This is a genomic window from Marinobacter sp. UBA3604, assembly GCF_002375325.1.
GTDB lineage: Bacteria > Pseudomonadota > Gammaproteobacteria > Pseudomonadales > Oleiphilaceae > Marinobacter > Marinobacter salarius.
On sequence record NZ_DFMB01000043.1, the window covers coordinates 1 to 21283 of the forward strand.

The following is a 21283-nucleotide window of genomic DNA, read 5'->3' on the forward strand; positions in this document are numbered from 1 at the left end:
AGGGTTTGTCAGCAATCTGAGGCGCCCGAAGGCGCCTTTTCGTTGAGCTGATCTGCACAGTATGTCTGTACAGGATCAACGTCGACGCTTAACGGCGAACCTGAATGCGAGCCTCAACCCGACGGTTCTCCGCGCGGCCAGCAGCGGTCTCGTTACTGGCAACCGGCTCGGACTCACCGTAACCAACGGCATTCACACGGTCCTCACTGATGCCCAGGGCATCGGTCAGCCGGGTGGCAACTGCCTCGGCACGGCGCTGGGACAGGAAGCGGTTGTATTCCGCCTCGCCAATGCTGTCACTGTGACCGGCGATTTCCACGTTGGTTTCCGGATACTCGAGCATGAAATTGGCGACGCGGCGAATTTCATTGTCGAAGGCATTGCCGATCACCGAACTGTTGGTCGGGAACTGTACGTTCAGCTCGATGGTTTCGACGGTTTCTGTCACGCCTTCACAACCCATGGCATCCACGTCTGCGCCTGCAGTCGTACCGGGGCACTGGTCCGCGCTGTTCACCACGCCATCGTTGTCGCTGTCCAGTTCACAACCACGGCTGTTGACGCTGGCGCCCGCCGGTGTGTTGGGGCACTGGTCCATGCTGTTGGCGACACCGTCACCGTCGTTGTCACGCTCACAGCCATTGCTGTCAACGTTCACACCTGCAGGTGTTCCGGCGCACTGATCGCGGTTGTCCGGCACGCCATCGTTGTCGCTGTCTGCGGCTTTGCGTGGTGAGGGCTTTGAGTCCGCGACGGTGCGAGAGAAGGCAAAGCTCAGGCCAAGGGTTGCCTGGGTATCGAAGGTGCTTTCGTCAATGCCATGGAACTCGCGCAGGTCCGCGCGAATGGAAACGCTGTCACTGACGTTGTAACGGAAGCCCGCCCCGACGTTGACGCGGGTTTCGTCGTGATTGGAACCTGCTGTCTGGTAGCTCAGCACATCGTCGCCGAAGTCCGCGTGGCCGGCACCGGCCGAGACATACGGATTCCAGGCTTCATCCTGGCCGGCAAAGTAATAGAGGCCGTCCAGTCGATATTCTTCAAAGTCGCTACTGCCATTGACGTACTTCCGATCGGCATCCGCCTTGGAATAGACGCCTTCCACGGCCCAGTTGGGGTGGAAGCGAAATTCCGCGCCAATGCCCAGGGTGCCGGTTTCACTGAGGTCGCGCTTGTCGTCAAACAGCTGGAAGCCGGCAAACGGGTTCAGGTAAATGGTTTGCTCGCGTTCGGCGAGTGCGGGGGTCGCAAGGGATGTCGTCAGGGCCGCAATGGCCAGTGGGCGCATGATATTCATGCAGAACCTCCTGTTCAATTATCGTTGTAAAAAGTACTCATGTCGTACTTTCGCATAAAGCATTGCTGCAGCGTACTTACGTGAAATTTAAGTCAGGGGATTCAAAAAAACAAAAAAAGAGGGCCAGTGTTACGTCCGCAATTGTACTCAGGCCCTTGATGACATGGCGGTAAAATACAGGTGGGCACTTTTCTTGCTGAAATTCAGGGTGTCACCGTTGTCGAAAGCGACTTCGAAGGACCGTTCGTCCTCCCCCGTCACTGAGCCCGGCCCGAAGATGGCATGGCTGAGACGGTTTCTTGCCCAGAGCGGTGTCGTCTCCTCGGCCGTTGCTTCCGTACTTGTCTGCAATGTGACGCCTTGAAGGTGCGCATAGCGAAGACCGGTCGACGTCAGTGGTACGGTGGCTGTCAGTGCGTCAGCGCTGTCGCAGGAACGCCCGTCCAGCCACTGGCCAAACTCTTGGGACAGTGGAAAGCACAACTCATCGACAAACCGGCTTGGGCCCTGGTCGCCGTCAAGGTGTCTTTTTTCTCCGAATGGCCGGGTGATCAGGTGTAGTTGCTCCCGGGTTCGGGTCATGGCCACATAGAGCAGGCGGCGTTCACTTTCCAGGAAGGCCTTGGGGTCGTCCTGGGCTCGGGGGCTGTAGGGCAGGTACTTCTCCTGCAGTCCCGGCAGTATAACGGTCGACCATTCCAGGCCCTTGGTGCGGTGGATGGTGGAGAGCAAGGCGCCGCCATGGCGATTTTCACCCGCCTGTTTCTTCAGAGCCTTGAGGTGTTCCAGCGCGCCGTCAATGCTGACATCGAGTCCCGAGAGGTACAGCCGGAAGCCCCGGATGGTCTCGATGCGTTCGTCCGCGGTTTCATGGGTCAGTGCCAGGCTGCGAATGCCCTCGTAGAGTTCGGTTTCCTCCGCGTAGCGGGATATCAGGTCTGCCACTGAGCCTTTGAAGCGCTCCAGCTGTGCCAGTGTTTCCCCCAGCTTGCGGAGCTTTTTGGCCGCCATGGGGGCCAGTGCGTCAAAGTCCATGGCCAGCAGCCGCTCGTGCCAGCCCTCGCCGAACCCAGCCAGAAAGCGTGCCAGCTGTTCGAGCTCGGGCTCCTTGAGGCCCACATGGGGGAAGCGCAGCAATTGCCGGGCAATATCAAGCCGGTCTTCATCAGGCAGATTGCGAATCCGGCCCGACACCACCATCAACAGGCTGGTGATGGCCTGAACCTCGCGACTGAACAGGGCTCCCTTCCCGGCGTCGATGCGGTAGGGCACTTGTCGCGCGAGCAATTTCAATTCGATAGGAACACTCTGGCTCCACACCCTGAACAGGATCGCCGTGTTGGCGAGCGCTTCGTCGTCCATGGGTTGCAGTAGTTTCAGGACGAGATCACTGTCGTTTTCCTGCTGGTGCAGGGTGATGCCGGTCTCAGGTGTGGTTGGATGGGAATGGCAGAGCACATCCTTGCGACCGGTGTTGTGACAGATCAGGTGATTGGCCAGCAGAGCCACCTGATGGCCGTACCGAAAGGTATAGCTCAGGGTCTGCTCCAGTGGGCTTTCAAACTCTTCGCTGAAACGCCTGAGTATGAAATCGGGTCTGGCGCCCCGGAACTCGTAAATCGTCTGATCCGGATCGCCCACGACAGTCACCCGTGCCCGGTCACCGGCCACGTATCTGAGCAGTAGATGCTGGATTTCGTTGGTGTCCTGATACTCATCCACCAGTACCAGGTCCATTTTGTTGCCGACCAGGCGCTGTAAGGGCGGGTTCTGGTGAATGGCCATCACCGGTTCGTAGAGCATGTCGGCGTAGCTGATGCGGCTCTGGGATTTGCGCCACTGTTCGAAACTGTGGAACAGGTCGATCAGGTAGCGGTGCTTGTCGGAATAGCCCAGTTCCTCAAAGACGATGTCCACCGGGGACAGGGTGGTTTTCACCAGGTCGATGAAGTTAACGGCGGTTTCGACAAAGTCTTTCTTGTTGCGGCGGATCTCGTCGGCCAGGTCCTCGGGCGCCAATCGCCGCGTAAGCTGCCAGGCCTGATAGCTGATTTCCTGGTCGGTGAGGATCTTGTCGGAAAACCCGGGCAGGAAACCCTCCCGCACGAACCGTTTGTAAAGCCGTAACCCCATGGCGTGGTAGGTGCGAATTTCAGGTGTCGCCAGGCCCAGATTACGTGTTACGTCCTGAAGTTTGTGTTCGAAGTCCACCCGCGCAGCGCGGTTGAACATCAACACCAGCATACGGTTCGGATCATGCCCCTGTTCCAGCAGATAGCGGATGCGCCAGGCCAGAGTGGACGTTTTTCCACTGCCCGCCACGGCGGTGATTACCGCATGTTCAAAACCTGCGGTGATGATGGCCCTTTGCTCATCAGTGAGGTAATCGGGCAGATTGGAGGTTTCAGGTATTTGGGGTGGGGGCGACATGCTGTGTATTGTACCCGGCGACTGGTAGTGCTGATACTGGTGCCGCATAATCCTGATAACTTTTGCTTTTCTGCTCGTCGGGATTGACCGCATATTGGGTGCAGGAGGGTTTGGGGGTTCTCTTCCATAACACGCTCAAGCACATCCATGTGGCGCTTGGGCTCCGCCATCCATGGCTCCGCACAGTTTTGGAAGAGAACCCCCAAACCCTCCCTCTGAATTTGGAGAATGATGTTATGGCTACAACTGCAGAACCGGTGAACGTGCTGGGTGAGAAGTTGGAAATTTGTGGTACAGATCCGGAAACCGGGTTTTATCGGGATGGGTGTTGCAACACTGGCCCGGATGACCTGGGGGCCCACGTTGTCTGTGCAGTCGTCACAGATGATTTTCTGGAATATTCAAGTGCTCAGGGTAACGATCTGAGTACACCAAGACCTGAATTTGGTTTCCCCGGTTTGAAAGAAGGGGATTCCTGGTGCCTGTGTGCATCCCGCTGGCAGGAGGCGTTTGAGGCCGATAGTGCGCCGCGTGTGAAGTTGCGTGCGACGCATCGTTCAGCGTTGAAGTATTCAAAGCTGGAAGATCTTAAACGTCACTCCGTGGATTTGAGCTGAGTGGATGGCGGATCAAATCGGGCCTGATCTGGCCGGGTGGCAGGAGCTGCAAGCCGGGTTGCGGGCTGCCGGACATCGGCGGTTGGTGGTTCTGGAAGGTGAGCGGGCAGCTGCTCTTACGTGGCTGCGTGAACTTCTTCCAGTATTGTCGATAGCGCCAGGCGTCTGGACCGGGCCGGTTGAGGATCAGCCCGAATCCTCGCTGACTTCGATCAAACCGGTCGAGGGACGTCGCTGGCTGGGGCAGGAACTGGCTTGCGTGGTCTGGGATGGCTGGCGGGGGAATCCACCAGACGGTTTTGCGGCGTTGTCGGGAACCCTTGCGGCCGGTGGTCTGTTTTTCTGGCTGATGCCTAAGCTGGAAGAATGGGGCGATTTCGACGATCCGGATTACCGGCGTACCGGGTTGGACGGAGCCGGTCAGTATTCGTTTGCGGCTCGTCTGGCCGGGGTTGTTGCCGGTGATCCCGATAGTATTCGTATCACCCCGTCTGTTGACCCTCAGCCGCCACTGCCAACGGTTGAACCACCCCGCGATGCCTTCCGGGTAGGCGCCACCGATGACCAGCGTGCGCTTGTGGAAGAGGTTGTTCGAACGGGGCTTGGGCGGCGGCGGCGACCGCTGGTGGCGACGGCGGATCGGGGGCGGGGTAAGTCTGCGGCACTGGGCCTGTCGGCGGTTCGTCTTCTGAATGAAGGGCGGCGGCGCGTGGTTGTGACGGCGCCCGGGCCGGATGCGGTGAAAACATTGTTTCACCACGCCCGCCTGGCCAGCGGGCAGGCCTCTGATCCTGACATGGGCACGGGCGATGTTGCGGTGGGCGATCAGGGGCGGCTGGAGTTCTGGCCCCTGGACCGGCTGCTTGCTGAAAAGCCGGAGGCGGAAGTGATCATGGTGGATGAAGCCGCCGCCGTACCGGCAGACCTGCTCAAGCGGATACTGCTGGGTTGGCCCAGGGTGATTTACGCTTCCACGGTGCACGGTTATGAAGGTTCCGGTAGAGGCTTTGCCATCCGTTTTCGCTCGGTGCTGGATGCCGAAACGCCTCACTGGCGCAACACATCGCTTACGGCGCCCATACGATGGTCTGCCTCTGACCCCCTGGAGCCGTTGACGCGTCGGATGTTTTTGCTGGATGCCCAGGCACCACCCGTCAGTGATGACGAAGTGAATATCGCCGTTGAACGCTGGAACCCGGGTACCGCAGAAGACAATGAATTGGAGGAGGCCTTCGGTTTGCTGGTGGATGCCCACTACCGGACCTCACCCGGTGACTTGCGCCAGTGGATGGACGATCCGGCCGCGGTGAGTTGGCGTCTGACCCGGGGTGGTGTTCTGGTCGGCGTGCTATGGGCGACGGTGGAAGGGGGGCTGGACAGCGAGCTTGCAGAGCAGGTCATGTTGGGCAAGCGCCGCTTGCGGGGGCATCTCTTGCCCCAGTCCCTGGCGACCCACAGTGGATTTGCCAAAGCAGCCTGCCAGAGTCTGTTGCGCATCGTGCGGATTGCCGTGAGTGCCGAGGTTCGCGGTGAGGGGCTGGGGCAGACACTGGTGGCGGCTGCAAATGATTATGCGTGCAAGCAGGGGCTGGACGGTATCGGTACCAGTTTCGGCGGTAACGCCGGGTTGTTGTCGTTCTGGCAGCGGTGCGGGTTGGAGCCGGTTCGGCTCGGGCTGAAGCGCGAAGCCAGCAGCGGCGAGTATCCCCTGCAGTTGCTTGCCGGGGTGTCTGCGCAAGGTAAGGCGCTGACAGATCATTTGCGTGGCAGGTTGACGGAGCACTGGCTCACCCTCGTGCCGCGCAACTGGATAGACGCAGAGCCGGAGCTGATTCTGCGGATAACCTGCGGCCTTCCCGCTGACAGACCGCTCAATGAGAATGATTTCAGGGACCTGCACAGTTTTGCCCATGGCTATCGGGGCTTCGATCTGGCCTTGCCGGTACTGAGACGGCTGTCATTGCAAGCAGGCGTTGTCAACGGGATGGCTGACGAACGTTCGCGCTCCCTCTGGGCCAGGGCGGTGCTACAGGGTTGGTCGTGGCCCGAGTTGCAGGCGAACGGTGAATGCGTGGGCCGGGAGGCAGGCGAAGCGGAATTGCGCTCTCTGGTGGGCGATATTTTGCAGAACCGGCCGGACTTGTGAACCGCTCGCTTTCATTGCCGCCGACGACTGACCAGAATATCCGCAAAAATAAATCAACAGAGACTGAATCACCATGGCCCAGGGAACCGGCACCATCCTCGTGAGATTTCTGGCCGTCCTGGTCGCAAGCGCGCTGATGACAGCGTGTGCGACGAGCACAGATCCATCCAACCTTGAGCAGCGTCGTGCGTCGGTGGCGGATACGCCCTTGATGGCGGCGGTCAGCAACGGAAACCTTGAACGAACCAAGTCGCTTGCAGCCTCTGGCATGTCTTTGAACACACTGACTGAGGCCGGCACGCCGCTCTCGGCGGCGGTCAGGGCAGGCGAGGACCGAATTGTCTGGTTCCTGCTCAGCGAAGGTGCAGCGCCGGACCTGGCCACGGCAAGTGGTGTCACGCCACTGATGATCGCCTCAGGGGATGGCCATCGTCGGATCGTGCAACTGTTGTTGTCGGCCGGCGCCAGCGTAAATGCATCGGACGGCGAGGGTACAACGCCGGTGATCCGCGCAGCCCGTAACGGTCATCTTTCCGTGGTGAAAGTACTGTTGGCCGCCGGGGCGAACGTCAATGTGAATCAGGGTGGCCACTCGCTGCTGATGCACATTGTCGAAGGCGGGGATTTACTGACCGCCGAGATGCTGCTGGCGGCGGGTGCAGACGTCAACTATCGCGGTAGCGATGGGCGAACGGCTCTGGATCTGGCGCGTGCCAGCAACAACCGGGATATCGAGATGTTGCTGATCCAGGCCGGCGCCGAGCTATGATGCGGGCTTGCGGCCCGTTCAGCTCAGTGCCATGGGGTCGTTGCTGTCGTCCAGTTCCGGCTCGAAGTGTTCTTCAACCACTGTGTCGGGCACGTCGCTGACGCTCGGGAATGACCAGGTGGGCTTGTGATCCTTGTCGATCAGCCTGGCTCTGATACCCTCCCGCAAATCTGGCCGCTGGGTGCAGCGGGCGGCCATGGTGTATTCCATCCGGAAGACGTCCTTCAGTGACATTTGCTGTGCCTTCTTTAGCTGGGTCCAGACCAGCCAGGCGGTAACCGGGCAGCCGCCGCGCAGGTTTTTCACACAGCCTTGCCACCAGTCGCTGTCGATCTCCGCCGCCATGAGATTTTCAACAATGGCCGGGAGTTCATCGCCTGCGCTGAGCCTGGCGATGTCCTGCTCATGGCGCGCCAGTTCACTGGCTGGCAGTGCCCGGTAGTCCGGATGCTCAAGTTGCTTGACGAGCCGGAACAGGCGGTTGTCATCAGCCGCTGATTCACCGGTCCAGCGCTCCTCCTGCAACCGCTCGATCAATGATTCCACCTGATCTGGCAGGATGGCCATATCGGCCAGGCCAACCCTCAACGCGTCAGAGACGTTCAGCCGGGCTCCGGTCAGCCCCATGAACAGACCGATGCGGCCTGGCAGCCGATTGAGGAACCAGCTTGCACCAACATCGGGAAACAGGCCGATGGTGATCTCCGGCATGGCCAATGTGACATCGGGCGTTACCAAGCGGTAGCGGCAAGCGGAGAAAATGCCAAGCCCCCCGCCCATCACCACGCCGTGGCCAATGGCGATCACCGGTTTGGGGAAGCAGTGAATGGTATAGTCCAGGCGATACTCGCTGGCAAAGAACTCGGCCGGTGCGTCCGGATCTTCGTCGCCGGACAGGGCGCCATAAAGTTCGCGGATATTACCGCCCGCGCAGAACGCACGTTCACCAGCGCCGCGGAAAATAACCAGGCTGATGTGGTCAGCGTCGGCCCACTGATCCAGTACGGCCTGGGTTTCGTGGATCATCGACGCGGACAGGGCGTTCAGAGTGGCCGGTGAATTCAGGGTGATCAGGCCGATGTTGCCTTCCCTGCACGCGATTTCCTGAACCTGAATGGGCATGTCGACTTCTCCGCATCGAATGGGGTGATTATTGATCCATCACATTTGAGCTTTGTTCTTGCTGTGCTATAAATTCGTGCAACTTGCGCACCGGCAGGATCCTGTCGGGCTATAAAACGATGAGAGGGTAAAACCAATGAGACTGAAATACCACACCCTGGCCGCCGTGTTCGTGTTGGGGGCTGCCGCTCCCGCCGTTACCATCGCCGCTGGTGATGCTGAGGCCGGTAAAGCCAAGGCCGCCGTGTGCGCAGCCTGCCATGGCAAGAATGGCATCGCGGCCATTCCGGGTTACCCCAACCTGGCAGGACAGAACGAACAATACCTCGTGTCTTCGCTCAAGGCGTACAAGAACAAGCAGCGCAACGGTGGCCAGGCCGCCATCATGCAGGGCCAGGCGGCGGGCCTCAGCGATGAGGACATTGCCAACCTGGCCGCTTATTACGCCAGCCTTCCGGCGGATGGTGGGGAGTAATCCCCATCATCGTCAGGGTGTGGCGGGCGTTGCTTCGCTGATAATCCGGTAACTGGGTTCGTAAGCACCGGAACCGGGCAGTTTCATCCGGTCCTGGGCGACGAACTCTTTCAGCATCGCTTCCAGGGGTGCCAGTAGCTCCGGATCGCCGGAAATTTCAAATGGCCCCTTGGCTTGCACGTGGCGAATGCCGCTTTCCTTGACGTTGCCGGCGACGATTCCACTGAACGCCTTGCGCAGATTCGCGGCAATCAGGTGAACCGGCTGGTCACGGTGTAGCGCCAGCGCCCGCATGCTTTTATGGGTGGGCTCGAACGGCATCTGGAATACCGGGTCGATCTTCAGCATCCAGTTGAAATAGTAGGCGTCCTGCATGGCCCGGCGGAAGGTTTCCACGTCCTTCATGCCCTGTTTCATGGTGCGGGCAACTTTGTCCGGGTCGTCGATGATGATTTCGTACTTGCTGGCGGCTTCATCGCCCAGCGCGTTGCGAATGAACTGGTCGATCATCTCGAAGTATTCCGCGTTTTCCTGCTGGCCGGTAAAGACCACCGGGAAGGGCAGGTCGGCGTTGTCCGGGTGCAGCAGGATGCCGAGCAGATAGAGGATTTCCTCTGCGGTACCCACACCACCGGGGAACACAATCACACCGTGGCCCGTCCGAACGAAGGCTTCGAGGCGTTTCTCGATATCCGGCATGATCACCAGCTCGTTGACGATCGGGTTTGGCGCTTCGGCACCGATGATGCCCGGTTCCGTCAGGCCAATGTAACGGCCGTTTTTCACCCGCTGTTTGGCATGGCCAATGGTGGCGCCTTTCATCGGGCCTTTCATGGCGCCGGGGCCGCAACCGGTGCAAATGCTCAATCCCCGCAAACCAAGCTGGTGGCCCACTTCCTTGCTGTACTGATATTCGCGCTCGTTGATGGAGTGGCCACCCCAGCACACCACCAGGTCCGGATGACGCCCTGCCTGTAGTACACGGGCGTTACGGAGGATGTGAAAAATCAGGTTGGTGATGCCTTCCGGGTCGTCCCGGCGAAGACCGACCGCGGACTGGGGGATTGAGTAGGAATAGATAATATCCCGCAATACCGAAAACAGGTGTTCGCGGATGGCGCGCAGCATTTGCCCGTCCACGAAGGCGTGGGCGGGTGCATTGACCAGCTCCAGTTTCAGACCCCGTGGCTGTGGCACCAGGCGAACGTCAAAATCCGCATGGGCTTCCATCAGGGTTTTACAGTCGTCGGTTTCAACACCGGTATTGAGCACGGCCAGGGCGCATTGCCGGAACAGCCGATACAGCCCCCCTTCGCTTCGGTCCTTGAGCCGGTTGACTTCAAAGTTGGAGAGGATTTCCAGGCTGCCTTCTGGAGATACCAGGGCATTGATGGTGGATTCGGTCATGAACGCAAAAGCTCCTGAATGTTCTGCGGGCCCCTGGCGTCAGGGCGATGCCTTTTTATATGAGTATAGCGAGTATCGGGAATGCCTGATTTTGAGGCAAACGGCGAAACCGTTACACTAAGCGCTTTACTGTAATTACGCTACCCGACAGACGTCCGATTTATGAAACTCCTTATACGCCCCGCCGCCGAAGTGGCCATCAAGAGCAAACCCGTTCGCCGGCAACAGATGCGGCACCTGCGGCAGAATATTCGCAAACTGCTGGCACGCCTGGACGACGATATCCACGTTGAGGGTTCCTGGGACAGGGTTGATGTGGCCATCCCGGATGGGCGCGGCCTTGCGGGCCCGGTGATTGATGAGTTGGGCCGTATTCCGGGTATTTCGACCATCCAGGAGATAGGTGTATTTCCCTGGATAAGTATGGACGACGTGGCGGAGCAGGCAGTAGCAGCCTACGCAGACCGTATCCGCGGCAAAACCTTTGCGGTTCGGGTTCGCCGCCACGGTAATCACGGGTTTCGCTCGATTGATTTGGAGCGCTTTGTCGGCGCCGCCCTTTTTGAGGCTTCCGAGCCCGAGGGCGTAAACCTTCGCAATCCGGATATTGAAGTGCGCATTGAGGTCCATGAGGATCACTATCACATTGCGCACCGCAAACATCGTGGTGCCGGCGGCTACCCATTGGGCGCGGTGGAAACGGTGATGACATTGGTGTCCGGTGGTTATGACTCCTCGGTGGCGGCCTACCTGATGATGCGTCGGGGGCTTCGCTCCCACTTCCTGTTTTTCAGCCTGGGCGGTCCCGCCCATGAAATTGGCGTGCGCCAGGTGGTGCATTACCTGTGGGATCGTTACGGCGCCTCCCATGGTGCCAAGTTCATTTCCGTACCTTTCGAAGGCGTGGTCGCTGAAATCATGCGTTCAGTCAACCAGCGCCATTGGGGGGTGGTGCTCAAGCGCCAGATGCTGAAAGCCGCCTCTGACATTGCGGCCGCCAATAATGCCGCGGGGCTGGTGACCGGTGATGCCGTGGCGCAGGTGTCCAGTCAGACCCTGTCAAACCTCAACGTGGTGGACCGGGCCAGTAACGAGGTGGTACTGCGGCCGCTGATTTCCATGGACAAGGAAACCATTATCAACATCGCCCGGGACATAGGTACTGAGCCGTTTGCTCGAACCATGCCGGAGTACTGCGGTGTGATTTCCCGTAAACCGGCCACCCGCGCCAAGCTGCATCGGGTGGAGGAAGATGAAGCCGCTATGGACACCCGGGTTTTGGAGCAGGCCATCGCCAGCCGTCAGGACACGCCGGTCAACCGCCTTCTGGAAACCACCCGGACGCCAGAAGAGGTTGAGCTTGTACATACACCGGCTGTGAACGATGTGATTATTGACGTGCGCCACCCGTCGGAAGGAGAGCAGTCACCCCTGCAGCTCACCAGCAATCAGGTGGTGGAGATACCGTTCTACGAACTGAATGAGCGAATCCAGTCGATGCCGGACGACAAGCAGTACCTGCTGTACTGTGACCGCGGCACCATGAGCCGCATGCATGCCTGCCACCTGAAAGCCGAGGGCCACACCAATATCAAGGTGTATGCCCCGGCGAACTGAGATGGTTACCCTTCCAGCCCCTTGAAGAACTGCTGCACGTTGGCACTCAGGGCTTCCAGGTCATAGCCGCCTTCCTGCACAACCAGTGTGGGAAGGCCGGTGCGACGGATGTCGGAACCGAGGCGACAGAAGCCCTCCGAAGACACTGATACCTTGGCCTGGGGGTCGTTGTGGTAGATGTCAAATCCCAGGGTAAGTATCAGCACGTCTGGCTGGAACAGTCGAATGGCGGCCAGTGCCTCATCCAGTTTGGCGAAGAAATCTTCCTCCGAGGAGCCGTGGGGCATCGGTAGGTTGATGTTGTAGCCAAGTCCCTCGCCTTCACCGCGCTCATCCTCATAGCCACTGACCACCGGGTAGAAATTGGTGGGGTCGCCATGAATCGAGACATAGAGAACATCGCTGCGGTCATAGAAGATTTCCTGGATGCCCTGGCCGTGGTGCATGTCGGTGTCCAGTATGGCTATCCTGGGATAACGGGGTTTCAAATGTTCTGCGGCAATCGCGGCATTGTTGAGGTAGCAGAAGCCGCCGGCGGCGTCCTTTCGGGCGTGGTGGCCCGGTGGGCGACACACCGCATAGGCATGGCGCTCACCGGCAACCAGGGCGTCAGCGGCGCCGAGCGCTGTCTGGGCCGACCAGTAGGCGGCATCCCAGGTGTTGGCTCCGATGGGGCAGCTGCCATCGGCCTGGTAGCGTGCAGCTTCCGCCAGGATGCCTTTGAGGGCATTTGGTGATCGGACGAAGATGTTGGAAATCACTTCGTCACCCCAGTCTTCCATCTTTGCCCAGCGCCGGTGGGCAGACTCCAAAAAGCGCAGATAGCCCAGATCGTGGACCTTTGAAATTGCACCGGCACCCTGGTCTGCCGGCTGCAACACCGGAATGCCCATGGCCTTCAGGCCTTCCAGCATCTGAGCGGTGCGATCAGGAACTTCCTGGGGCTGACGCATCTGGCCGCGGGTGAAGTAGGTCTTGGGAAGATGTTGGTCCTGCGCGGGATGAAAAAACGCCTTCATGTTCCTGCCTCCTGATAATGACATGGTTCGAGTATAGGCCCCCGCCGGCGCTGGTCAAAACACCATGGTCTGACTTTACAGTGGCGGTTTCTGCATCCACTATGAGAGACATATCACACTGACGCAAACCCCAATTTATACAATCCGAGAACATTGTGAAAAGGAGCCGAGATGATCGAGTCACCACTGCTTCCCAAGCTGACTGGCTACATCGGCGGTCGCTGGTCTGAATCGCCGGACGGTAACACCTTCGATGTCTATAACCCGGCCACGGGTGAGGTGGTTGCCAGTGTGGCATCGATGTCCGAAAGTGAAGTGTACAAGGCCGTTGAAGCGGGCAAGTCTGCGCTTCGTTTAACCAGTCCCTATTCCATCGAAACCCGTCGCAAGTGGCTGGAAGATATTCGTGATGCACTCAGGGCCAATAAAGAGGAAGTGGGCCGCATTCTGTGCATGGAGCACGGCAAGCCGTTGAAGGAAGCTCAGGGTGAGGTCGATTACGCCGCCGGGTTCTTCGATTACTGCTCCAAACACATTCAGGCGCTGGACGCCCATACCATTCCCGAAAAGCCGAAAGACTGTACCTGGACAGTGCACTACCGCCCGGTTGGTGTTACCGGCCTGATCACGCCCTGGAACTTTCCCATTGGTATGATCGCCAAGAAGTTGTCTGCCGCCCTGGCGGCCGGGTGCCCGTCGGTGATCAAGCCGGCCAGTGAGACGCCGCTGACGATGATTGCGCTGTTCGCGCTGATGGACAAACACGTCGACCTGCCAGACGGCATGGTCAACCTGGTTATGGGCAAAGCCAGTGTGATCGGCAAGGTGCTGTGCGAAAGCCCTGACGTGCCCATGCTCAGCTTCACCGGCTCTACCGAAGTGGGCCGCAAGCTGATACTGGATACGGCAGATCAGGTGAAGAAACTGGCCCTGGAATTGGGTGGCAACGCACCGTTTATTGTCTTTGAAGATGCAGACCTGGATGCCGCTGCTGATAACCTGATCGCCAACAAGTTCCGGGGCGGCGGCCAGACCTGTGTCTGCGCCAACCGGATTTTCGTTCACGAGAAAGTGGTGGATGAATTCGGTCAGAAACTTGCCGACCGGGTCAATCGCATGACCGTGGGTAATGGTTTGACGGAAGACGTTGACCTCGGCCCGCTGATTAACAAAGCCGGGTTTGATAAGGTGAAGCGCCACGTGGAAGACGCCCTTGAGCGGGGTGGTGAACTGGTGGCAGGCAAAATGCCGGCAGACCTTGGGGATGGCCACCTGTTCTTCCCGCCGACGGTCATTTCCGGGGTGACCCGGGACATGTGCTGCTCCCGCGAGGAAACCTTCGGGCCGCTGGTGCCCATGGCCACCTTCCGCACTGAGGACGAGGTTATCGATGCCGGTAACGACACCGAATTTGGCCTGGCGTCATACGTGTTCACGGCCGACGCGGAGCGCGCCCAGCGGGTGGCCGCCGGGCTGCGTTTTGGTCATTGCGGCTGGAACACCGGTACCGGTCCCACGCCGGAAGCGCCGTTCGGGGGCATGAAGGCGTCCGGCACTGGTCGCGAAGGCGGCCTGGAAGGCCTGTTCGAATTCGTCGAGGCCCAGACCGTTCCGCGCGGGTTTTAAGGTTCCGGCGTCAACAGGACCTTAACGGAATCATCCACCAGGGTGGAATCGAGGTAACCGATACTGCCCAGGGTGGATGACACCACACTCTTCATGCTGTTCGCCGAGGATACCTCCCTCGGCGGATGGCCCTTTCCGGTCAGAACCTGCCGCGACCAGAACGACTTCAGCCAGGCGTCATTGCGCTCGGTGATCAGGTCATTGAACTCATCCCGCATGCTGTTGCCCGCTGGAAGCTGGAACGCGACCACGCGCTGGCCGTCAGGCATTCGTGAGCTGCGGTTCAGGTAGATGTCCTTCACCTGTTGCACGGTGATGGAATCCGGGCCACCGTGGTGGCCGATGATCACCAATTCCGCCCGCGAGACACTGCTCAACAGGCACAACGCAATGAGCAATGCAGGCACGGATACGCGTCGAATCGCCATGGTGTCCCTCCTGATCAAAATGCGGCATCAAGCCGGACGGTGTATACGTCGGTGCTGTCGAATCGACCGCCGGGATTGCCGGCCAGGGCATCTAGTTGATTGCCAATCAGGCCCCCAGTGGTTTTGCCAAAGCCCCGGGCGTGGGTCCAGTCCACCTTCATGGCAACCGAGGTGGTCATGTCCCAGCGGAAGCCCAGACTGTAGGCCTGGCGACGTACGTCCAGCACCTCCAGTGGCGTGCCGTCGCGCTCGTAGTTGTCCTGGCTTTCGACCCAGGAAGCCGTTACATAGGGCGTAACTTCCTTTACCCGGTAGCCAAGCGTGATGTAGGCGGAGTCGGTGTCCTGGTAAAATCCGTCCACCTCAACCCGTGTCAGTTCCGACATCAGCAGCCAGCTGCCATCGTCGTAGGACAGGCCCAATCCCATGAACTCGGTTTTTTCTTCGTCACCAAGCGGTGGTGTTCCGCCGATGGTGGCTTCTGCATGGGCGTACACGCCACGGAAGGTCCAGAGGTAATTGGTCCAGTTGGCGGTCAGGCCGGTTATGTTGCGTAGTTCCACATTGACGGTCTGGCCAAGGGAGGCGGCATCATCGTCAAGGTGTCCTGCAAAGGCGCGTGTCTGAATGGATGAGCCAGAGAGGTTGATGGTATAGGCCGCATCGGCGCCCAGATAGCTGCGAACCGGCACCGGGTCGTAGACTGCTTCGGGTGGTCGCGCCCAGGGCTGGCCATAGCCAATCTCCAGGGTCTCGGATTCCATAAACAGCGGCAGGCGCATTTTACCGGCCCGCAGTTCGGAGCCATTGCTGAATTGGTGTCGCAGGTAGCCCCATTCCAGTTCCGTGTCCCAGTCTTCGCTACCACGGGACACCAGTTGCAATACCGCGTCGGTGTTTCGGCTCAGTGAAAAGGTGCTCTGCAGGCCAAACAGGCTGAGGGTTTCGAGGTCGGATTGTTCCGTTGCCTCGCCGTAGCCGGCGTCATTATTGGCGCGGGTATAGCCAGTGCTGAAAAAACCGTTAAGGCGAACCTTTTCCAGGCTCGATTCGGTCATCTGCTTCTGCATGGAATCCAGCCGTTGTTCCAGCTGGTCAATTCGCTGGCTGTCATCGGCCATGGTGGGAAACGACAGGGTGGCGGTCAGTGCAAGGGAAGTAAAGGTAACGCGGGTAGTGCTTCGGTATACGGAGTACATCGTACATCATCTCCTTTGATGTCTGGTCGCAAGATGCGGGCGCCTTCCTGGCTTCAGGGGACTTATGTCTTGCCCCTGCAAATTGTCTGGTGCGGGAAAACGGTGGCCAGCGGAGGAACAGAAGGTTCTTCCGGGCAACCCGCGGCGGTGAGTATACCCAAGTTGACGCCAGTTTCATAAAAAGCGTTCACATTTTCTGTATCGGTACCTTACATGTGTGCGGGTAATCCCAACACACCCACATCCGGCAAACCCTCCTTTCTCCTGTTATAATTCCGCACCTGTTCATTTAACCAGTAGCGACCGGATCTCTATGGATGTCTCCCACATTATCGACGCCCTGAACGACGCCCAACGTGAGGCGGTGACGGCCCAGAATGACCACTTGCTGGTGCTGGCCGGCGCAGGCAGTGGCAAGACGCGGGTGCTGGTGCACCGGATCGCCTGGTTGATGCAGATGGACAAGGTGCCGCCCACCGGCATCCTGGCGGTGACCTTCACCAACAAAGCGGCGAAGGAGATGCGCTACCGCATCGAGCAGATGATGCAGATTCCGGCTCGGGGCCTCTGGTTCGGCACGTTTCACGGCATTGCGCACCGGCTGCTCAGGGCCCATTACCAGGACGCTGGCCTGCCGGAGAACTTCCAGGTGCTGGATAGCGACGACCAGCTGCGGCTGATCAAGCGCGTGATGCGGGAGCTTCAGATCGACGAGAGCCGCTGGCCGCCCAAACAGGCGCAGTGGTTTATCAACGGTCAGAAAGACGAAGGGCTGCGGGCGGAACACATCCAGGAAAATCCGGGCGATCATTTCACGAGCACCATGCTGACGGTTTATCGCCAATACGAGAAGCTCTGCAACCTGAGTGGGCTGGTGGATTTCGGGGAGCTGTTGTTGCGATCCCACGAGCTGTGGCTGCATCGCCCGGAGTTACTGAGCCACTATCAGAGCCGCTTCCAGCAGATCCTGGTGGACGAGTTCCAGGACACCAATACCATCCAGTACGCCTGGCTGCAGATCCTGGCCGGGAACCGTGTGCCGCTGACGGTGGTGGGCGACGACGACCAGTCCATATACGGCTGGCGGGGCGCGAAGATCGAAAACATCCAGCAGTACCAGCGGGACTTTCCCAACGCCCGGATGGTGCGATTGGAACAGAATTACCGCTCCACGCAACTGATCCTGAAAGCCGCCAACGCGGTGATTGCCAACAACCAGGGCCGGTTGGGCAAGGAACTCTGGACCGATGGCCCGGATGGCGAGCCCATCAGTTTGTATGCGGCCTTCAACGAGCAGGACGAAGCCAACTACATCGCCGACACCATTGGTAGCTGGGTCAACGAGGGTAACCTGCGCAGCGAGTCGGCCATTCTTTACCGCTCCAACGCCCAGTCCCGGGTGCTGGAAGAATCCCTGATCCGCCAGGGCATTCCCTACCGCGTTTATGGCGGCCTGCGATTCTACGACCGTCAGGAAATTCGCAACGCCATCGCTTATCTGCGTCTGGTGCACTATCGCCGGGACGATGCGGCGTTTGAGCGCGTGGTGAATATTCCCGCCCGTGGTATTGGCGCCAAGAGCCTGGCGGATATGCGCGCGTTCGCCACGGAGCGCAGTATCTCCTTGTGGGAGTCTGCCGAGCGTTTGTTGGAGGCTGGGCAGGTGAAGGGCCGCGCCAAAACCGGTCTGCAATCCTTCATGGGCATCATCGAACGCCTGACGGAGATGGTGGACGATGCCTCATTGCATGGTCTGATGAAGACAACACTGGAGTTGAGCGGCCTCAAGGATTACCACGCCAGTGAAAAGGGTGAGAAGGGGCAGGCGCGGGTGGAGAACCTGGAAGAACTGGTGAATGCCCTGTCGGATTATGAGGTGGAAGAGGGCGTTGATCCGCTGTCGGAATTCATCGCCCAGGCAGCGCTGGACGCCGGCGAGGCTCAGGCGGAAGCGAATGAGGACTGCGTGCAGCTTATGACCCTTCATTCCGCCAAGGGCCTGGAGTTTCCGCTGGTATTCCTGGCCGGTGTGGAGGAAGGCCTGTTTCCCCACAGTATGTCGTTGGAAGAACCGGGGCGGATGGAAGAAGAGCGGCGCCTGGCCTATGTGGGCATTACCCGGGCCATGCAAAAGCTGGTGCTTACTTACGCCGAATCCCGCCGTTTGTACGGACAGGAGAAATTCCACGCGCTGTCGCGCTTTGTTCGCGAGATTCCCGGGGACTGCATCCAGGAAGTACGGTTGCGCAATACGGTGAGCCGTCCGGCCATGATGGCCCGGCCCAATGAGGGCCTGTTCAGCCAGGAACCTGACGTTGGCACGGGTTTCAGCCTGGGCCAGCGGGTACGCCATCCAAAGTTTGGCGAGGGTATCGTGATGAACTCCGAGGGCTCTGGCCACCATACCCGGGTGCAGGTGAACTTTGATGAGGGGGCTAAGTGGCTGGTGTTGGCCTACGCGCCGTTGGAGGCATGCTGAGATCAGGAGTCAGCGTTGTTTGGCAAAGCGAACCTTGGAGCCAGATTTCAATAACTCGTCCATCACGACGAGAGATTTGGGAAATAGAATGGCTCAGCGTGTTCCGGAATTTCCCATTTTAACGGGGAGCGGTTGTTCCTTTCGCTTAGTAATCCATCAGCCTTTAACTGATGAAGTGCTCGTCGAGCGGTCCGGTCTTTCCCGTCACGACCGCCAGCCAGGCGCAACGCATGAGCCCGCTCGACAGAGCCCTGAATGAATGCCTGAAACAAAATAAGCGATGCTTCAGGCTTTAGGGGATCGGGACAAGCCACAATACGGCCGTCCCGTCGCGCGTTGACATAATTCTCGATGCGTTGCTGCATTCCTTTCAGATCAAGCAGGCTTCCGACGTAATCCACCTGATCAATTGCCGTATCGACCATGAATCGGGTGAAATCCGTTAAACCTGTTTCGCTCAGTGGACCTCGGCCATCGGCCGTGCCCTGCAGTGGATAATCAGCATGTGCAAGCTTGGCCTTGTAGTTGCTCGAGGACCGAGCTAAACCGCGGCTAAGGCACCATACACCAATCCCTTCAACACCAGCCGCCTGCAACGCCGCATCTGTCCAGAGACGAACAACCCGCCCGTTCCCATCAAGAAAGGGGTGGATCCATAGCAATCGATGATGTGCGGCCATTAGAGCGGTAATCCGCATTTCACCGACGTATCGCTGACTCTTGTACTCAGAACAGAACTGATCCACCAGTGTCTTCAAGTATTGGTGATCTGGCGGGATGTGTCTACCGATGGAGACCGTACTGGTGCGGAATTCACCACCAACCACTCTCTGCTCGTTTCCGTCTTCGTCCTTGACGACCTTTAGTCTCTCGGGAAGATCTGCGTAAAAATGGCGGTGAATGGATCGGATGAACTCTGGCGACAAGACTTCATCCAAGTCCCGAGAAGCGGATCGAATCCAATCCTGAACTTTAATGTGCGCCACTGACTCCAACTGGTGATCTCGAGCTGTGGGATCACTGTCATAGTTACCACGCTGCGCCTCACGGATTTGGTGTGGCAGCGTTTGGTTCCCTTCGATCAGATTGGAGTAATAGGAGTTAATTACAGCCATGTGGCGACGGATGGTCTGGGCTGTCTCATGGTTGAGATGCCCCGCCAGCTTCGCTGATTCGCGATTTAGAATACTCACTCTATCCGGAAGGTCTCCGTAGGCCTTTACCCTTCCTGTGGGCGCGAAAGGAGCGGCATTCATCCAGGATGTCATAGAACGTCTCATCGTCAATTGATCTGTCCGGTTCGATGGCCGGTTCCTAGAATCTAAATGGTAAGTCAGAAAACTGCAATATCAACGTACTGCGATCATTTTCCCTAGATGAGGAGCCAAAAAATGGTTGTCAGTGTCCGGTTTTATGTCCGGTTCGTGTCTCATTCAACAGCTACAATAAAATTCGCTTGTGTTTAAAAGCTTGGGGAGCTCGGCTTGGTCGCAAAGCGAACATTCAGACTTGGGGAGAACGCGAAGATAAGCGGCGCCCTGTACAGGGCGTCAGGTGAGGCCGAAGGCCGGAACGAACTGCAACTACTGATTATGAGTTTAGCGGCCAAGCAATTTGGACCAAAAGCCTTTTTTCTCACGCTTCACCGCTTCTTCGATGAAATCTATCTTGGGTTTCCGTCTATCGGACTCTTCTATTAGATCCATCACCACATTATCGGAACTGGTGTAGGTGGCGAGATGGTACTGGTCAGTTTCGTAGCACTTTCCGAATAGGTCCTTGAAGATATTCTTCCAGACCGAGTAATACTTCATGCATTGCTTCTCAGTGCCGAACATAACCCCGTAGTTTCCAACTACAAGCGCGTGGGTTATCCGCTTACGCTTCCCATTTTCCTCTTTCGCTTTGGCGATCTGCTCTGCGTCCAGCGTCACTAATACGAGATCATTTTCCATAGGAGGTCCGTACACTCATAACGCCTGCCATCACCGGTGGCAAAATCGCAGCGAAGTGGAGGTTTTGGCACCGGTGCATGGCCTGGTTATGTTCTCTATTGCCGGTGATCAACCCATTCAATTTGTTTGGATCCTTCATTCATATGTACAAGGATTGTTCGACCGGGCGGCTGGATACTGGTGTCAAAACCGATATCTCCTAGCACCTTCACCCCCTCGTGATAGTCGTTTAAGAAATTGAGAAACGAGCAAACGATCTGCTCGTAGTCGGGCTGATAGCTGGGCTTGGGCAATAGCAGCTTAAACGTATTCCCATCATTGGCTTCTGCATAGATGGAGAGAGCAAGAGAATACGGGCTATCTTCACGAACCTTACCCTTGGTACCCAAAAGTACCGGCTCAATCCGCGGTGATTGCATGGTCTTGGCCGCAGTCTTCGAAAGCTTCGACTTAAGAAGTTGGTAGTGGTCCTTGCCAGCCTCTTTCAGAAACCCATCAAAGTAAGATTTTGCAACGAAGAAAACTATGGCTGTCGGGATGAACCACTCCACTCCGGCGTAAGGCCCCGCAGCGGGACGTGATTCGACGACAACATCTAAGCCAGAGGCAGAAACAGCATCTTTGAATTCGACAAACTGTTCGTCTGGAATCCCTTCTTCGAAAACGACTGCCAAATCAGGCTTTTTCACGTTGCCTC

The 21283-nt window shown here is 58.2% G+C and carries 17 protein-coding genes; 7 read left to right on the forward strand and 10 right to left on the reverse strand.

The features are described 5' to 3' along the window. Positions 1–88: 88 nt before the first annotated feature. Together B2590_RS13255 and B2590_RS13260 are read right to left on the reverse strand one after the other, a co-directional pair. Positions 89–1297, reverse strand: coding sequence for an OmpA family protein (locus B2590_RS13255; RefSeq protein WP_041332481.1), 1209 nt, complete (start codon positions 1295–1297; stop codon positions 89–91). A 147-nt stretch (positions 1298–1444) separates the two neighbouring features. After that, the gene (locus B2590_RS13260; RefSeq protein WP_036211103.1) at positions 1445–3775 is read right to left on the reverse strand and encodes an ATP-dependent helicase; all 2331 of its coding nucleotides are present in this window, start codon (positions 3773–3775) and stop codon (positions 1445–1447) included. 188 nt (positions 3776–3963) lie between these two features. On the opposite strand from B2590_RS13260, the gene B2590_RS13265 reads away from it, so the two are divergent. The 3 genes from B2590_RS13265 to B2590_RS13275 all read left to right on the forward strand — a co-directional run bounded on the left by B2590_RS13265 (position 3964) and on the right by B2590_RS13275 (position 7259). Continuing rightward, on the forward strand, positions 3964–4344 hold the full coding sequence (locus B2590_RS13265; protein WP_041336370.1) for a DUF2237 family protein: 381 nt from the start codon (positions 3964–3966) through the stop codon (positions 4342–4344). 4 nt (positions 4345–4348) lie between these two features. Next, entirely contained in the window at positions 4349–6490 is a 2142-nt protein-coding gene (locus B2590_RS13270; protein ID WP_041332482.1) for a tRNA(Met) cytidine acetyltransferase TmcA, read from the forward strand. Positions 6491–6563: 73 nt separating this feature from the next. After that, on the forward strand, positions 6564–7259 hold the full coding sequence (locus B2590_RS13275) for an ankyrin repeat domain-containing protein (protein ID WP_041332483.1): 696 nt from the start codon (positions 6564–6566) through the stop codon (positions 7257–7259). 18 nt (positions 7260–7277) lie between these two features. On the opposite strand, the gene B2590_RS13280 is transcribed toward B2590_RS13275, so the two are convergent. Beyond that, positions 7278–8381: an enoyl-CoA hydratase/isomerase family protein gene (locus B2590_RS13280; protein ID WP_041332484.1), complete on the reverse strand. Its 1104-nt coding sequence runs from the start codon at positions 8379–8381 to the stop codon at positions 7278–7280. Positions 8382–8517: 136 nt separating this feature from the next. Here B2590_RS13280 and B2590_RS13285 point away from each other — a divergent pair, with 136 nt between their 5' ends. Then, entirely contained in the window at positions 8518–8856 is a 339-nt protein-coding gene (locus B2590_RS13285; protein ID WP_036211090.1) for a c-type cytochrome, read from the forward strand. 12 nt (positions 8857–8868) lie between these two features. On the opposite strand, the gene ppnN is transcribed toward B2590_RS13285, so the two are convergent. Then, positions 8869–10263, reverse strand: a complete 1395-nt coding sequence (gene ppnN / locus B2590_RS13290) for a nucleotide 5'-monophosphate nucleosidase PpnN (protein ID WP_091644206.1) — start codon at positions 10261–10263, stop codon at positions 8869–8871. A 162-nt stretch (positions 10264–10425) separates the two neighbouring features. Between ppnN and thiI the strand changes: the two genes are divergently transcribed. Further along, positions 10426–11880: a tRNA uracil 4-sulfurtransferase ThiI gene (gene thiI, locus B2590_RS13295; protein WP_036211084.1), complete on the forward strand. Its 1455-nt coding sequence runs from the start codon at positions 10426–10428 to the stop codon at positions 11878–11880. 5 nt (positions 11881–11885) lie between these two features. Here thiI and B2590_RS13300 read toward each other — a convergent pair whose 3' ends face one another. Beyond that, the gene (locus B2590_RS13300) at positions 11886–12899 is read right to left on the reverse strand and encodes a histone deacetylase family protein (RefSeq protein WP_036211081.1); all 1014 of its coding nucleotides are present in this window, start codon (positions 12897–12899) and stop codon (positions 11886–11888) included. A gap of 171 nt (positions 12900–13070) precedes the next feature. On the opposite strand from B2590_RS13300, the gene B2590_RS13305 reads away from it, so the two are divergent. Continuing rightward, the gene (locus B2590_RS13305; RefSeq protein ID WP_041332485.1) at positions 13071–14525 is read left to right on the forward strand and encodes an NAD-dependent succinate-semialdehyde dehydrogenase; all 1455 of its coding nucleotides are present in this window, start codon (positions 13071–13073) and stop codon (positions 14523–14525) included. On the opposite strand, the gene B2590_RS13310 is transcribed toward B2590_RS13305, so the two are convergent. Both B2590_RS13310 and B2590_RS13315 read right to left on the reverse strand, forming a co-directional pair. Further along, complete coding sequence (locus B2590_RS13310) at positions 14522–14953, reverse strand: phosphate ABC transporter substrate-binding protein (RefSeq protein ID WP_081899327.1); 432 nt, start codon at positions 14951–14953, stop codon at positions 14522–14524. The genes B2590_RS13305 and B2590_RS13310 overlap by 4 nt on opposite strands. Positions 14954–14967: 14 nt before the next feature. Beyond that, positions 14968–16152 (reverse strand): hypothetical protein, encoded by a 1185-nt coding sequence (locus B2590_RS13315; protein WP_278368398.1) that lies wholly within the window; start codon positions 16150–16152, stop codon positions 14968–14970. Between the two features lie 313 nt (positions 16153–16465). On the opposite strand from B2590_RS13315, the gene uvrD reads away from it, so the two are divergent. Further along, a complete protein-coding gene (gene uvrD, locus B2590_RS13320) occupies positions 16466–18631 on the forward strand; it encodes a DNA helicase II (RefSeq protein WP_041332486.1) in 2166 nt (721 codons plus the stop codon). 62 nt (positions 18632–18693) lie between these two features. On the opposite strand, the gene B2590_RS13325 is transcribed toward uvrD, so the two are convergent. From B2590_RS13325 to B2590_RS13335, 3 genes are all read right to left on the reverse strand, one after another. Continuing rightward, positions 18694–19899 (reverse strand): Fic family protein, encoded by a 1206-nt coding sequence (locus B2590_RS13325; RefSeq protein ID WP_041332487.1) that lies wholly within the window; start codon positions 19897–19899, stop codon positions 18694–18696. 330 nt (positions 19900–20229) lie between these two features. Next, the gene (locus B2590_RS13330) at positions 20230–20586 is read right to left on the reverse strand and encodes a hypothetical protein (protein WP_278367680.1); all 357 of its coding nucleotides are present in this window, start codon (positions 20584–20586) and stop codon (positions 20230–20232) included. A gap of 95 nt (positions 20587–20681) precedes the next feature. After that, positions 20682–21275, reverse strand: coding sequence for a hypothetical protein (locus B2590_RS13335; RefSeq protein WP_286811389.1), 594 nt, complete (start codon positions 21273–21275; stop codon positions 20682–20684). Positions 21276–21283: the final 8 nt, after the last annotated feature.